The organism is Synechococcus sp. OH30 (genome assembly GCF_047462175.1).
Taxonomy (GTDB): domain Bacteria; phylum Cyanobacteriota; class Cyanobacteriia; order Thermostichales; family Thermostichaceae; genus Thermostichus.
This window is the reverse complement of sequence record NZ_JANSIP010000002.1, coordinates 1-13,851: the sequence shown is the minus strand read 5'-3', so window position 1 is coordinate 13,851 and position 13,851 is coordinate 1. Positions and strand designations below refer to the sequence as shown.

Sequence of the window (13,851 nt, the reverse complement as noted above, 5' to 3'; positions counted from 1 at the left end):
CCATGCAGAGCCGTCGCATTGCCCTTAAGATTCAGTACCTTGGCAGTGGCTTTCGCGGCTGGCAACGGCAAGCTGGCCAGCGGACGGTGCAAGGGGTGTTGGAAGAGGCCATTAGCGCACGGGCTGGCCATCCAGTAACCGTGTACGGGGCAGGTCGCACCGACACCGGGGTACATGCGGCTGGCCAGGTAGCCCACTTCGACACCACCTGCAGCATTCCGCCAACGGAGTGGGCGCGAGTGCTCAACGACTGCCTACCGGAAGATGTGGTCGTGCTGGCTTCAGCCCCTGTGTCTGAAGACTGGCATGCCCGCTTTTCTGCTAGGTGGCGCCGCTACCGCTACCTTATCCTCAATCGCGAGCTGCCGGACGTATTCTGGCGGCCCTTCAGTTGGCAGGTGCGCTGGCCCTTGCAGGTGGAGCCAATGGCCGAGGCCCTCCGCTCCCTCTTGGGGGAGCACAACCTGGAAGCCTTCCGCTGCCGCGGATCCGATCGACCCCACTCGTGGGTGCGGGTGGAGGAGGTGCTCTGTCAACGGATAGGGGACTTCATCAGCATCGAAGTGCAGGCCAGCGGCTTCCTCTACCGGATGATGCGGCTGCTGGTGGGATCCTTGGAGGTGGTGGGCCGGGGCGAGCTTAGCCCGCAGCAATTTGTCCACCTCTGGCAACACAACGACTGGAGCCAGCTGCGCACCCGCTACAGCGCTCCCCCGCAGGGCCTGTGCCTACTGGATGTGGGCTATGCTAGGGATCCCTTTGGCCGACGCTTTCCCCCCTCCTTTCCCTTTGGGGAAGCTCCTGCAACTGCTCCCCTCTCCTCGCCCGTGGGTGTTCTTTCTCTGGTTTGAGCATTCCTTTGAGCTGCCATGAACAAGACTCCCCTTCCTACCCCCTCCACTTTAGCCCCGCGCTGGTACGTCATTGATGCGGCTGGCCAGCGCCTTGGCCGCCTAGCGGTAGTTGTGGCCAACCTCCTACGGGGCAAGCACAAGCCCAACTTTACCCCCCACCTGGATACGGGGGACTACGTGATCGTGATCAACGCCGAGAAAGTGGTGGTTACTGGCAAAAAGCGCACCCAAAAGCTCTACCGCCGCCACTCCGGGCGTCCCGGCGGCATGAAGGTGGAGACTTTTGCCCAACTGCAAGCGCGGCTGCCAGAGCGGGTAATTGAGAAAGCGGTCAAGGGGATGTTGCCCCACACCCGCCTAGGCCGGCGGCAATTTACCAAGCTGAAAGTATACGCCGGCCCCCACCACCCCCACGAGGCCCAGCAACCGCAGGTCTATCCCATCCACACGATCCCAGGAGCCCAAGCATGACCCCAACAACTAGCCATCAGCGAGCCGTCTATTGGGGAACTGGGCGCCGCAAAACTGCCGTCGCCCGCGTGCGCCTGGTGCCCGGCACAGGCAAGATCATCATTAATGACCGGCCCGGTGAGGAGTACTTGCAGTACCAGGAGGCATTCCTGGCCAGTGTGAAAGCGCCGCTGGAGCTCCTTGGCCTGGAAAACTCCTATGACATCTTGGTGCGCGCCCATGGGGGCGGCCTCCACGGCCAGGCCGATGCCATTAAGCTAGGAGTGGCCCGCGCCCTCTGCCAGCTGGATCCGTCCAACCGCGGCCCCCTCAAGGCAGAGGGCTACCTAACCCGCGATCCCCGCGCTGTGGAGCGCAAGAAGTACGGATTGCGCAAAGCCCGCAAAGCTCCTCAGTACTCGAAACGCTAGGGATCCCTGCCATTGCTTTTTCAAGGTCAATCTTGATAGACAAGGGTATAGAAACACGCCCAACGGAGGAGATTGCTATGCCCAAAAAAGGAATCCACCCGCAGTGGTACCCAGAGGCTAAAGTTATCTGCAACGGTGAGGTGGTCATGACCGTGGGATCCACCAAGCCGGAGCTCAAGGTTGAGGTGTGGTCTGGCAACCATCCCTTCTTCACTGGCACCCAAAAGATTATCGACACCGAAGGGCGAGTGGAGAAGTTCATGCGCAAGTACGGCATGAGCAGTGGCAAGAAGGCCCAGTAGAGTTTTCCCTTGCCCTGCTCAGGACGGTCTGGATTCCTTGCTAGCGTTGGATCTATGGCTTCTGCTCAGCTAATCGAGCAGTTAAAAAACGTTGAAGCCACCTTCCAGGAGTTGACGGTGCGCTTGGCCGATCCCGATGTGGCCACCGATCCGGCGGAGCTGCAGCGGATTGCCAAGGCTCGCTCCTCCCTGGAAGCCACAGTGCAAGCTTTTCACGACTGGCAAAAGCTCACTCGCGACCTCCAGCAGACAGAGGAGCTTTTGCGGGAGGCGGCCTCCGACCCAGAGCTGGAGGCGATGGTGAGGGCAGAGCTGGAGCAACTGCGCGCCCGCCAAGAGCAACTGGAGGAGAAGCTGACCCTGCTGCTCCTGCCCCGGGATCCCAACGACGAAAAAAACATCATGTTGGAGATCCGCGCTGGCACGGGTGGGGAGGAAGCGGCCCTCTGGGCAGCCGATCTGGCCCGCATGTACACCCGCTACGCCGAGAAGATGGGCTGGTCAGTGCGCCTGGTCAGCCTTTCCGAGGGTGACATGGGCGGCTATAAAGAGGCCATCCTGGAAATCCGCGGCGATCAGGTCTACAGCAAGCTGAAGTTTGAAGCCGGCGTTCACCGGGTGCAGCGGGTGCCCATCACGGAAGCCCAGGGGCGCATCCACACTTCAACCGCCACGGTGGCAGTGATGCCGGAGGTGGACGAGGTGGAGGTGGTGATTGATCCCAAAGACATTGAGATTAGAACGGCGCGTTCCGGGGGGGCGGGTGGCCAAAACGTCAACAAAGTGGAAACGGCGGTGGATCTCCTCCACAAGCCCACTGGGATCCGCGTCTTCTGCACTGAGGAGCGCTCCCAGCTCCAAAACCGCCAGCGGGCAATGCAAATTTTGCGGGCTAAGCTTTACGAGATGAAGCTGCGGGAGCAACAGGCCTCCATTAGCTCTGCCCGCCGCATGCAGGTAGGAACAGGAGCCCGTTCAGAAAAAATTCGCACCTACAACTATAAAGACAACCGCGTCACTGACCACCGCCTTAACCAGAATTTTCCCCTACAGCCCATCTTGGATGGAGAGCTGGACGAGCTCCTTCAGGCTTGTATTGGCCTATACCAAAAGGAGCTGCTGGCGGAGCTCTCGTAGGCGGGGAGGGGATCCCTTCCTGCTGCCAACCTGGCGGTAGAATGAATACCCATATCGAGTAACCCGAGGAATCCTCCCCATGCTGGCTGAGTACCGCCAACATGCCGCTGCCCGCGCAGCGCAAGGGATCCCGCCGCTGCCCTTGAACGCTGCCCAGACCAGCCAGGTGTGCGAGCTGCTCAAGGATCCCCCTGCTGGCGAGGAAGCTTTTTTGTTGCATTTGCTCACAGAGCGGGTGCCGCCGGGGGTGGACGAAGCGGCCTATGTGAAGGCGGGCTTTTTGGCGGCTGTGGCTAAGGAAGAAGTGCACTCGCCCCTCATTACCCCCCTGCGGGCGGTGGAGCTCTTGGGCACGATGCTGGGGGGCTACAACGTCCAGGTGTTGCTGGAGCTGCTGCAGGATAGGCGGCAGGAGATCGCGGCAGCAGCGGCCCGCGCCCTTAGCCACACGCTGCTGGTTTTCGATGCCTTCCACGACGTGCTGGAACTCAGCCAAGCCGGCAACGCCTATGCGCGGCAGGTCATCGAGTCCTGGGCCGCCGGGGAGTGGTTTACTGCCAGGCCGCCCCTGGCCGAGGCCATCACCGTAACGGTGTTCAAAATTGCTGGCGAGATCAACACCGACGACCTTTCCCCTGCTGCCCACGCCACCACCCGCCCGGACATCCCTCTGCACGCCCAGAGCATGCTGGAGGCGCGCGCACCGGGAGCGATAGCAACCATTGCTGAGCTGAAGCGCCGCGGCTATCCCGTGGCCTTTGTGGGGGATGTGGTGGGCACGGGATCCTCCCGCAAGTCTGCCCTCAACTCCCTGCTCTGGCACATTGGCCACGACATTCCCTATGTGCCCAACAAGCGGGCTGGCGGGGTGATTCTGGGGGGCACGATTGCACCCATTTTCTTCAACACCGCCGAAGATGCCGGCGCCCTGCCCATCCAGTGCGATGTCTCACGGCTGGAGACGGGCATGGTGGTGACAATCCACCCCTACGAAGGTGTCATCCGTTCTGAGGATGGCCAAGTCCTCTCCACCTTCTCCCTGCAACCTGTGACCTTGCCGGACGAGGTGCGGGCGGGGGGCCGCATTCCCCTCTTGATTGGCCGGGCCCTCACCGACAAAACCCGCCAGGCCCTGGGGCTGGATCCCTCTCCCCTATTTATCCGCCCCACCCCGCCCGCCGACACCGGCAAAGGCTATACCCTGGCCCAGAAAATTGTCGGCAAAGCCTGTGGGCTGCCGGGGATCCGTCCGGGCACCAGTTGTGAGCCCCTGATCACCACCGTGGGATCCCAGGACACCACCGGGCCCATGACCCGCGACGAGCTCAAGGAGCTGGCCTGCCTGGGGTTTAGTGCCGACCTGGTGCTGCAGAGCTTCTGCCACACCGCCGCCTACCCCAAGCCGGTGGACATCCAGATCCACAAAGAGCTGCCCGACTTCTTTGCCTCGCGGGGGGGCGTTGTCCTGCGGCCGGGCGACGGCATCATCCACTCCTGGCTCAACCGCATGCTACTGCCGGATACCGTCGGCACCGGGGGCGACTCCCACACCCGCTTTCCTTTGGGCATCTCCTTCCCGGCGGGATCCGGGTTGGTGGCCTTTGCTGCTGCTATGGGGGTGATGCCCCTGAATATGCCGGAGTCGGTGCTGGTGCGCTTCCGGGGGGAATTGCAGCCCGGGATCACCCTGCGGGACATCGTCCACGCCATCCCCTACGTGGCCATCCAGCGGGGGCTGCTCACCGTCGAGAAGCAGGGCAAGAAAAACGTCTTTGCTGGGCGAATTATGGAGATCGAGGGCCTGCCCCATCTCAAGGTGGAGCAAGCCTTTGAGTTGACCGACGCCTCAGCAGAGCGCAACTGCGCCGCCTGCACCATTAAGCTCAGCGTCGAGACGGTTGCCGAGTACCTGCGCTCCAATGTGGTGCTGTTGAAAAACATGATTGCCCGCGGCTATCAGGATGCGAGAACCCTGCTGCGGCGCATCGCCAAGATGGAGGCCTGGCTGGCCAACCCCACTTTGCTGGAGGCGGATCCCGACGCCGAATACGCTGCCGTGATTGAGATTGACCTCAGCAGCATCACCGAGCCCATTGTCTGTGCCCCCAACGATCCCGACAAGGTGATGACCCTAAGCGAAGTCCACGCCCAGTATGCCGCCGGCAACCCCGACACACCCATCCAAATTGACGAGGTGTTTATTGGCTCCTGCATGACCAACATTGGCCACTACCGGGCGGCTGCCAAGATTTTGGAAGGGCAGGGGCGGGTTAAGGTGCGCCAACTGTGGATCTGCCCACCCACCCGCATGGACGAGGCGCAACTGCGGGCTGAAGGGGTATACAGCATCTTTGCCGCTGCTGGCGCAAGAACGGAGATGCCCGGCTGCAGCCTGTGCATGGGCAACCAGGCCCGCGTGGCAGATGGAGCCACCGTTATGTCCACCTCTACCCGTAACTTTGACAACCGCATGGGCAAAGGTGCACGGGTCTACCTGGGATCCGCCGAGCTGGCGGCTGTCTGTGCCCTCCTGGGACGGATCCCTACCCCTGAGGAATACCGGGAGATCGTGGCCACCAAGATCCAGCCCTTTGCCGGCGAGCTGTACCGCTACCTCAACTTCCACGAGATCCCTGGCTTTGAGGACGAAGGGCGGATCATCCCCCGCGAGCAAATGCCCAAGCTGGAGGAAGTCCTCGGGAGCCGTTCCTAAAGGGGCCACTCTGATAGCATGGCAGCATGGTTTGCTAGCCTTGGAGAAATCCTGATGGCCCTGCCCCGAAAACTCGCCCGCCAGATCCACCGCGCCCTGGCTCCCCTCCTGGCCCTGCCCCTGGTAGTGACGGTGGTAACGGGATCCCTTTACCAAATTGCCCGCCTCAACGGCAACTTGGACTACTACTGGCTAATCCAAATCCACAAAGGGCAGTGGGGGCCGCTGGATCTGCAAGCCATCTACCCCTTCTTAAACGGCTTGGGGCTGTTGGTGATGGTGGCTACCGGCCTGAGTTTGTGGTTGCAAACGAGATCCCATCCCCTCTCCAAGCGCAGCGATTCCTAAGAGCTTTCTCCTGGTTCTTGGGTGAGAAAATACCCCAACCGATTTCCAGAAAACTCGACCTCTGGAGGCAGCTAGACAGCTTACCCTAATGTATAGGGGCTAGGCTAAGGCCTTGTGAGTAAAGCTTAAAGAGAAGTTAACCAAAATCTGATTAGGAGGTGGATAGATATGCCTCTGGTTCGCTGGGATCCCTTTCGGGAAATTGACGAAATTCAACGGGAAATGAACCGGATGTTTGACCGGCTGATGGCTCGTCCTACCGAGGCTGATGCCTTTGCCTTCGTGCCGGCGGTGGAAATGCACGACGATCCGGAAACCATTACCCTCAAGCTGGAGCTGCCCGGCTTAAACCCCAACGATCTGGACATCCAAGCGACGGCGGAATCGATCTCCATCAGCGGCGAGCGGCGTTTTGAAAAACGCTCCGAAGACAAAGGCGTAACCCGCACCGAGTTCCGCTACGGGCGCTTCCAACGGGTGATCCCGCTGCCCAACCGGATCAAGCACGATCAGGTGAAAGCGGAATACAAAGATGGCATCCTCACCCTGACGCTGCCCAAAGCGGACTCTGAAAAAGCCCACGTGGTCAAAGTGAACGTTGTCTCCTAATCGGCTGAGATAAGCGTCACTCTTGGCTTAAGCAAGTCTAGATCCTAGAGGGTAGGCCACGAGCCTACCTTTTTTGCTTTTCGGCTTGTCCATCCTCAACTCCCCTCTCCCTGAGGGAGAGGGGCCGGGGGTGAGGGAATACTCCCTCCCAGGGATCCGATTTGACCTCTGCCCCGGGGGTTGGATAAGGTTGAGGGCGAAGTGGCTGGGGAGCGAGAGCATGGCCAGCGTGACCTACGAACACGTTACCAAGCGCTACGGCGACACCACGGCCGTCCACGATCTGAACATCGCCATTGAAGACGGGGAATTTCTCGTCTTCGTCGGCCCCTCCGGCTGTGGCAAGACCACCACTTTGCGCCTGCTGGCCGGCCTGGAAGAGGTGAGCGCCGGCTCCATCTACATCGGCAACCGCCGGGTGAACGACGTTCCTCCCAAGGATCGGGACATTGCCATGGTCTTCCAGTCCTATGCCCTCTACCCCCACATGACCGTGGCCGAGAACATGGCCTTTGGCCTCAAGCTGCGCGGCCTGCCCAAAGCAGAGATCGAAAGCCGCGTCCGGGGGGTGGCCAAGCGGCTGGGGATCGAACACCTCCTCCACCGCAAGCCCAGGGAACTTTCCGGTGGACAGCGGCAGCGGGTTGCCGTCGGGCGGGCCATTGTGCGCAACCCGGCGGTGTTTTTGATGGATGAGCCCCTCTCCAACCTCGACGCCAAGCTGCGGGTGCAGGCGCGGGCCGAGATCAGCAAGTTACACATGCAACTGGGCACCACCTTCATCTACGTCACCCACGACCAGGTGGAAGCCATGACCATGGGCAACCGCATTGCCGTCATGAAGGATGGCCGCCTGCAACAGGTGGATACCCCCCAGGCCCTCTACAGCCGCCCCGCCAACCTGTTTGTGGCCGGCTTCATCGGCAGCCCTTCCATGAACTTCTTCTCAGCCAAGCTGCGGGAGCAAGAGGGCACCCTCTGGGTAGATAGCGGCGCCTTCCGCGTGCCCATCCCCTCCCACCAGGCGGATCCCTATCGGCCCCGCGCCGGCCAGCCGGTCATCTTCGGCATCCGCCCGGAAAACATCCACGATCCCCAGTACCAGCCCCCAGGGATCCAACCCGCCCGCGTGCGCGCCAGAGTTGCCGTTGTCGAGCCCCTGGGCTCTGAAGTCCTCCTCCACCTCAGCGCCGCCGACGCCGAAGGGATCCTCCCCGAGCAGGAGTTTGTGGCCCGCGTGGATCCCCGTACCCAGCTTCGCGTCAACCAATGGGCAGAAGTGGTCTTTGACATGGATTGCTTCCACCTCTTTGACCCGCAAACCGAGGAGCGGCTGGGATAACGCTAAAAAGCCCCCGGAAAGCTAGGGGGCTTGGAAAAGCTGCTAACTGCAGTCGCCCTTACCGTAGCGGCGAGTTTAGGAGAATCACCAGGCGCTCTTCCAAAAACTTCAGGTTGGCCAACACTTGGCTAAACGCTTCTTCCTGCGTCCAGTCCATAATCTCCATGGCTTTGTGAACCAGCGATTGCACCGGCACCGGCAAGGGGCCGAAGACATCCACCAGCCAGCGCACCGAGAAAGGATCGATGGTAATGTTCCCCTCAGCGCCCGGCCAGCCGTTGATGTTGACAGGCCCGTTGTCGCGAATGGCGTTGAGGAACGCCTGCTTGGCATCCAACCTCACCAAAAGCGGGTGGGCTTGTACAGTGCCATTCCACCATTCGTCGTTCGTAAACGGCGCAGGCTTGGGAATGCCGGGGTGCCCACACCAAAAGTCGATCAGGCGGGTCATGTTGGGGAAAACCAGCTCGATGAAGTGAAGCTTTTGCTCCTCGCTTAACTTGTTGATTTGCCGCATCGTGTAGGGCACCGGCTTGGTCAAAACCCTCTCCACCTTCCACTGCTGCCAGTTCACCATGCTAATAAACTCAAGGCCGGCCTGCCTTAACATCTCAAACACCTGCGGCACCGTAAAGCCCTTGTCGCTGCGCAGCAGGAAATTGGCCAGAATTCCCCCTGTGGTTTTGATGGCATCGCCGTTCCAGTGGCTCTTCACAAAACTGGCATCGGTGAGAGCTTCCATCACCTCCCGCAGCAGCGGTACAGCTTTGGCCGCTGGCTCATCCATCACCCCCAGCAGCTCCATCGCATCCTGCATGTTGAAGATAAACTGCCGCTGATAAAGGCTGTGCACATTGGTGCGAATGATCCCATCAGGCTTGAGCACCTGCCGCATGCCTTTCAAGCCGGCCACCGGGTCGTCCAGCAGGTAGAGAACGTCGTTGCAGGCGATAAAATCAAACTCCTCCCCCAGCGCCGTCATGTCGGTAATGTCCATAACATGAAAGCTGGCGTTCTCGATTTTGTGGAACTTGAAGCGCTGCTTCGCCAGCTTGATGGATTCAGGTGAAATATCCACTCCCACATAGCGAGCGCCGGGGTTGGCAGTTGCCAAAACCAAAGTTTCCCAGCCGGAGCCACAGCCGGCATTGAGCATCACCTTGCCTTCCGGCAGTACCACCTTGCGATCCCGCAGGTACCTGGCTGTTGTGAGGCTGTTGGCAAACAAGGCCAGGTTGTCGGTAACCGTCTGCTCAATCGGCACATTTGGGTAGGGAAACTCGTCAAACTGCGCCTGGACGGGGTTGGACACAACTTTCTCTGCCATGGCGGCCTTCCTGTGTTTTTAGGTATCCCAAACTCTTAGCACGCTCCCTATCTTACTGCACAGCCAGCAATCTATATCTCTCCGGCGTTCCTCTGGCCTTGAAGCGGGTAATCTTTGCTGGTAACTTTTTGATGGCGCTGCCTTAGTGTTGATCCTGCCGGGCGGTTTTTTCTATGGGCTCACGCAGACGCCTATTGCTGTTGGCGGTAGCTTTTCTCTTTGGGATCCTGGCAGCCTGCGGCCTGGCCACGGGGCCTGGCTTGTTCAGCCGGCCAGAGACGCCCTCCTCCACCCCTGCCGCCTACTACGACGGCAACCCCCAATCGGTAACCATCCGCGATGCCGCCATCGCCTTTGCCATCGCCAGCGGGATCACCCAGCCCAGCCAGATTGTTAGCTTTGTCAACAACGTTTTGCGGTTGCAGCCGCCCATAACTTTGGCTGAGGTGACCACGGCCAACCCCAACCCGGTTGCCATTTCCGATTTCGATGGCGACGGCAGGGGGGGAACGATTCGGGACGCGGCCATCTTGTTTGCCATTGCCACTCTGCAGACCCGCGACGCCAACCGCATCAACACCTTTGTCAACACCGTGCTGCGGCTGCAGCCCCCCCTTAACCTGACGCCCGAACAGGCAGCCAGGTTGCCGGGGCCGGGGTTTGTCCCGCCGACAGCCTCGCCTACTCCTTCTGCTTCTCCAACGGCCTCGCCTTCGCCCACTCCTTCCCCCACGGCCTCGCCCTCGCCGTCATCCTCTGAGATCTCCACCCTGGGGGTGCCGCAGACGGTAACGGGTCGCCTGACCACCAGTAGTCCGCGGGATCCCCTTCGCCCGGGTCACTTCATCCAGGACTTCCTGCTCAGCGCGTCCGTGGGGCAAACAGTGCGGATCCAGCTTTCCAGCAGCGAGTTTGATACTTACCTCTTCATCGTTAACCAGGCTACTGGGGAGGTGATTGCCGAAAACGACAACTTTGGGGGGAGTAGGAATTCCCAGCTAGACTTGGTTGTGCAAGCTGGAATTAACTACTTGGTGCGGGTTAGCAGTTACGACCCTGGTGCTACAGGCGCTTTCCAGCTTAGGACTGCTCTGGTTGGCTCCGCACCTACTCCTTCTCCCACAGCTTCTCCTACAACTTCTCCCACTCCTTCTCCCCCTCCCCCTGCCGGCGGCTTCAACATCGAGGTTGAATTTATCGACAATAGCCTCAGCCCTTCCCAGCGCGACATTGTTCTGCAAGCGGCCCGGCGCTGGGAGCAGATCATCACCGGCGATCTGCCCGATGTTGAAGTAACACTGCAGGCCGGTTTCTGCGGAGATGGTTTCCCGCCAACAGCGCTGGTCGATCGCCGGGTGGACGACATCTTGGTGCAGGTGACCGGCGCCCGGCTTCTCTCTGGCCCTAGCGCTCCGAGGGAGGTTCTTGGCCAAGGTGGCCCCTGTGGCCGTCCCCGGCCCGGGATCGGCATTTACCCCTATGGCAGAGTAGGGCTAGACCCTGCCGATCTGGCCAGGCTAGAAGCTGAGGGAAGACTATTCCACGTGGTTCTGCACGAGTTGGGCCATGTGCTCGGCTTTGGCACCATACGCAACTGGGATTCCCTTCTCCGTAACAGTGGCACCAACAACCCGCGCTTTGCGGGCCCTCAGGCCAGGGCTCAGTACAACAGCCTCGGCGGACTTGGCAATGTGCCGGTGGAGCCGGAGGGGCCACCAGAAGGTCACTGGCGGGGGACGTTGGGCCTTGAGCTGATGACGCCTATCCTGCCCCCTCCGCCCCTGCGCCCCGTTCTTAGCCGCATTACGGCAGCGGCCATGCAGGATCTGGGATTTACTGGCATCAATCTTGCGGCGGCGGATCCCTATGAGCTGCCCCCAGAAGGCCGCCGCCTGCCGCCGACAGGAGAATGGCTCTTCTTGGGCGACGACGCCATCTTTGGGCCCATTGGCGGCGAGACGCGGCTGTTGCCCTAGCCGGAGTACCTCCCAAAAAAAGGCCCCCTTCAGGGGGCCGACAGGGGAAGGACTCAAGCTTACTTCTAAGGATCGGTATTTTTCTTCAGTAAGGGGGGGCTGGTAGGGAAAGTGTTGGTGCCTAAGGTTAGGGTTCCCGTTCCTGTGGCTGCGTTTTTAATGCCAACACCAACGTTATCAGTTAAAGTGCTAAAGGCGGTGCCATCTACGACCACATTATCGCTGCTGTGGCTAACTTTAACCCCAATTGCCCCCTCCTCAGTCGTCGGGCTTGAGGTACCGTTTAACTTAATCTTAGAGCTTGGACCCAAAACTTTGGAGCCACCCTTCTGTAGCCAAACGGCTATGCTTGGGTTGGTATTGTCTCCAGTTGTAATTGTGTCGAGATCCACCGTGCTCGATTGAACGATCACTGGCCCTGCTGAAGCTCGACCTAAAACGCCCACAACCCCCTGGCCACTACTGCCGGTAGATTCGATGGTACTGCTGACTACCTCCAGAGTTGTGTTGTTACCTGCATGCACGATGGCGGCAGTGAAGCTTTTGTCGCCTTTGATCTTAACCTCCAGCCCTTTCAGCAAGATGGTACCGCCCAGCGTTGCAGCAGTTACTTCAATACACCTGTCACCCAAAGCTGTGAAGGGTGTGCCGGCAGTGCCGAGGCCCTCACAGTCAATCTGCATAGTGTTTAGAGATGTGCCCACACCGGCAAGCGTGATGGCTGGAGCTTTATTAACTGAGCCACTCGGATCCCCGCTGGTAATCTTGAAGCCTTTGAGACGATAGCCCTTGTTGAGAGTTAGAAGCTTGCCGCTCAAATTGAGGTTAAAGCCGCTAGGGCCGACCACTGTCACAGATCCTCTAGTCAGGGAAGGGGTATTGATGTTGCTAGAAACGGTCTCAGTTGCAGGACTGACAACCGTAACTGTAACATCTGTCCCTCCGTCGGTGCCTGAGCCAATGGTGTTGGCGGCAGAGCTGACAATGGCCGTAGTTAGCGCATACCCCACTGTTTGAAATGGCTGAGTGGCCGTACCGGGATCCGCATCGCTTCCACCCACTGGATCTACGAAGAACTGGACAGTCGAAGGTGTGGGTGTGGGTGTCGGGGTCGGTGTGGGTGTGGGAGTTACAGTCGGCGTGGGTGTGGGTGTGGGAGTTGCAGTCGGTGTGGGCGTCGGTGTCGCTGTGCTGAAGTAGCTGTCCAGCTGCGCCTGCGTTACGGTTACTCCCGACAGCTTCAGCGTGCCCGAAATGAAGGTGTTGATCTTGCTGGCCGTCGGCGGCGCTCCCGTGGACACGGCGGCAAACAACACGGCCACATCGTTGATGTTGACCACGCCATCGCCGGTAAAGTCGGAAATGGCGGGATCCAGCGGGTTGCCCAGCGCCGTAACGTCGCCGGCAGTAATCGGCCCTGCTTTCAGGGTATTGTTAACGAAATTTACAATTTGCACCGGGTCGTTGGTATTCAAGACGCCGGCAGCAAACAGGATAGCCGCGTCCTTGATGGTGATGGAGGTCTTCACCCCGTCGTAGTAGAAGGAAATGCTATCGGGCGGCGCCCCAGGCGTTTCTGGAGCCTGAGCAGAGAGGGTTGGCGGAACTTGGGTAACACTGGGAGCCTCAGAAAAAGAACAGGACGTTACTCCCCCCACCAGGGAGGAAGTGAGCAGCAGCGAAAGCAGCGAAGAGCGCAGGTTAGTTTTGGGATCCCGAGCAGTCATACTCAGCCTCCGTTGGTTAAAACTCAAGGGGGCTGAAGTCTTGGGCGGAGGCTATCTGGCTCACTCCAGGGAAACTGGCTTAAGAGGCATGCCTAGGCAAATCTTACCCAAATTGGCGCTTGAAAAGTAACGTTGGGGCAAAAAAGACCACCTGCTCGTCAAGAAAAAAAGAAGGGCAACCCAATGCCCTCCCGCGACTTCTGTGGCAGCCAACCTCAAGCTAGTTGACCGAGATGCTCGGCCCGAAGTTGAAGTAGGTGGTGCTGCCGGGGTTTGTGGTGTTGTCGAAGGTGTTCAGCGTCGTACCACCCACCGTAATCGGCTGCGGCGAGGCAATGGCCGGCGTTATCCGGATTTGGCCGCCGAAGGGAATGGTAAAGGGCCCGGAGAAGGTGGCCACGTTGCCGGATACCGACGTGGAGGTGGCGATGATTGTGCCATCAGCCTGGCGGATGGTGACCGTCGCGCCGGCAGGCAGGCCAGGAATACTGATCTGTGTACCTGCAGGGGTGGGCGTCGGTGTGGGTGTCGGCGTGGGGGTGGGAGACTTAATAGGCGTCGGAGTCTGAGTCTTAGACAGATATGACTCAGCCCACGAATACAGAGATGGAGCTGGCGGAGGAGGGCGTCTCGTT

Annotated in this window: 12 protein-coding genes and 1 pseudogene; 10 read left to right on the top strand and 3 right to left on the bottom strand. The window is 60.0% G+C overall.

The features are described from left to right. Window positions 1–2: 2 nt before the first annotated feature. From truA to NW830_RS02835, 9 genes are all read left to right on the top strand, one after another. Window positions 3–851 (top strand): tRNA pseudouridine(38-40) synthase TruA, encoded by an 849-nt coding sequence (gene truA, locus NW830_RS02875; protein ID WP_414360729.1) that lies wholly within the window; start codon window positions 3–5, stop codon window positions 849–851. Between the two features lie 18 nt (window positions 852–869). After that, entirely contained in the window at window positions 870–1,325 is a 456-nt protein-coding gene (gene rplM / locus NW830_RS02870) for a 50S ribosomal protein L13 (protein WP_414360726.1), read from the top strand. Continuing rightward, complete coding sequence (gene rpsI, locus NW830_RS02865) at window positions 1,322–1,735, top strand: 30S ribosomal protein S9 (RefSeq protein WP_414360724.1); 414 nt, start codon at window positions 1,322–1,324, stop codon at window positions 1,733–1,735. The genes rplM and rpsI overlap by 4 nt, the downstream gene beginning before the upstream one ends. A gap of 77 nt (window positions 1,736–1,812) precedes the next feature. After that, window positions 1,813–2,037 (top strand): 50S ribosomal protein L31, encoded by a 225-nt coding sequence (rpmE, locus tag NW830_RS02860; RefSeq protein WP_414360721.1) that lies wholly within the window; start codon window positions 1,813–1,815, stop codon window positions 2,035–2,037. Between the two features lie 54 nt (window positions 2,038–2,091). Beyond that, window positions 2,092–3,174, top strand: coding sequence for a peptide chain release factor 1 (gene prfA / locus NW830_RS02855; RefSeq protein ID WP_414360719.1), 1,083 nt, complete (start codon window positions 2,092–2,094; stop codon window positions 3,172–3,174). Window positions 3,175–3,253: 79 nt separating this feature from the next. Continuing rightward, window positions 3,254–5,887 carry a bifunctional aconitate hydratase 2/2-methylisocitrate dehydratase gene (gene acnB / locus NW830_RS02850; protein ID WP_414360716.1) on the top strand — a complete coding sequence of 878 codons (2,634 nt, stop codon included), beginning with the start codon at window positions 3,254–3,256 and terminating at the stop codon, window positions 5,885–5,887. A gap of 54 nt (window positions 5,888–5,941) precedes the next feature. Continuing rightward, entirely contained in the window at window positions 5,942–6,235 is a 294-nt protein-coding gene (locus NW830_RS02845) for a PepSY domain-containing protein (RefSeq protein WP_414360713.1), read from the top strand. A 168-nt stretch (window positions 6,236–6,403) separates the two neighbouring features. Then, window positions 6,404–6,844, top strand: coding sequence for an Hsp20/alpha crystallin family protein (locus NW830_RS02840; protein ID WP_414360711.1), 441 nt, complete (start codon window positions 6,404–6,406; stop codon window positions 6,842–6,844). 220 nt (window positions 6,845–7,064) lie between these two features. Continuing rightward, the gene (locus NW830_RS02835; protein WP_414360708.1) at window positions 7,065–8,186 is read left to right on the top strand and encodes an ABC transporter ATP-binding protein; all 1,122 of its coding nucleotides are present in this window, start codon (window positions 7,065–7,067) and stop codon (window positions 8,184–8,186) included. A gap of 58 nt (window positions 8,187–8,244) precedes the next feature. Here the strand turns inward: NW830_RS02835 and NW830_RS02830 are convergent, their stop codons facing one another. Next, window positions 8,245–9,513 carry a class I SAM-dependent methyltransferase gene (locus NW830_RS02830; protein WP_414360706.1) on the bottom strand — a complete coding sequence of 423 codons (1,269 nt, stop codon included), beginning with the start codon at window positions 9,511–9,513 and terminating at the stop codon, window positions 8,245–8,247. A 173-nt stretch (window positions 9,514–9,686) separates the two neighbouring features. Between NW830_RS02830 and NW830_RS02825 the strand changes: the two genes are divergently transcribed. Continuing rightward, the gene (locus tag NW830_RS02825; protein WP_414360705.1) at window positions 9,687–11,489 is read left to right on the top strand and encodes a peptidase M8; all 1,803 of its coding nucleotides are present in this window, start codon (window positions 9,687–9,689) and stop codon (window positions 11,487–11,489) included. A gap of 65 nt (window positions 11,490–11,554) precedes the next feature. Here NW830_RS02825 and NW830_RS02820 read toward each other — a convergent pair whose 3' ends face one another. Continuing rightward, on the bottom strand, window positions 11,555–13,216 hold the full coding sequence (locus NW830_RS02820; protein WP_414360703.1) for a hypothetical protein: 1,662 nt from the start codon (window positions 13,214–13,216) through the stop codon (window positions 11,555–11,557). Between the two features lie 220 nt (window positions 13,217–13,436). Then, a pseudogene (locus NW830_RS02815) lies at window positions 13,437–13,851 on the bottom strand (hypothetical protein); the annotation flags it as partial.

Excerpts from the sequence above, each read along its gene's own strand:
- prfA (WP_414360719.1), top strand. The coding sequence starts at position 2,092 with ATGGCTTCTGCTCAGCTAATCGAGCAGTTAAAAAACGTTGAAGCCACC.
- rpmE (WP_414360721.1), top strand. The coding sequence starts at position 1,813 with ATGCCCAAAAAAGGAATCCACCCGCAGTGGTACCCAGAGGCTAAAGTT.
- NW830_RS02845 (WP_414360713.1), top strand. The coding sequence starts at position 5,942 with ATGGCCCTGCCCCGAAAACTCGCCCGCCAGATCCACCGCGCCCTGGCT.
- NW830_RS02835 (WP_414360708.1), top strand. The coding sequence starts at position 7,065 with ATGGCCAGCGTGACCTACGAACACGTTACCAAGCGCTACGGCGACACC.
- NW830_RS02830 (WP_414360706.1), bottom strand. The coding sequence starts at position 9,513 with ATGGCAGAGAAAGTTGTGTCCAACCCCGTCCAGGCGCAGTTTGACGAG.
- rplM (WP_414360726.1), top strand. The coding sequence starts at position 870 with ATGAACAAGACTCCCCTTCCTACCCCCTCCACTTTAGCCCCGCGCTGG.
- NW830_RS02825 (WP_414360705.1), top strand. The coding sequence starts at position 9,687 with ATGGGCTCACGCAGACGCCTATTGCTGTTGGCGGTAGCTTTTCTCTTT.
- acnB (WP_414360716.1), top strand. The coding sequence starts at position 3,254 with ATGCTGGCTGAGTACCGCCAACATGCCGCTGCCCGCGCAGCGCAAGGG.
- rpsI (WP_414360724.1), top strand. The coding sequence starts at position 1,322 with ATGACCCCAACAACTAGCCATCAGCGAGCCGTCTATTGGGGAACTGGG.
- NW830_RS02840 (WP_414360711.1), top strand. The coding sequence starts at position 6,404 with ATGCCTCTGGTTCGCTGGGATCCCTTTCGGGAAATTGACGAAATTCAA.
- NW830_RS02820 (WP_414360703.1), bottom strand. The coding sequence starts at position 13,216 with ATGACTGCTCGGGATCCCAAAACTAACCTGCGCTCTTCGCTGCTTTCG.
- truA (WP_414360729.1), top strand. The coding sequence starts at position 3 with ATGCAGAGCCGTCGCATTGCCCTTAAGATTCAGTACCTTGGCAGTGGC.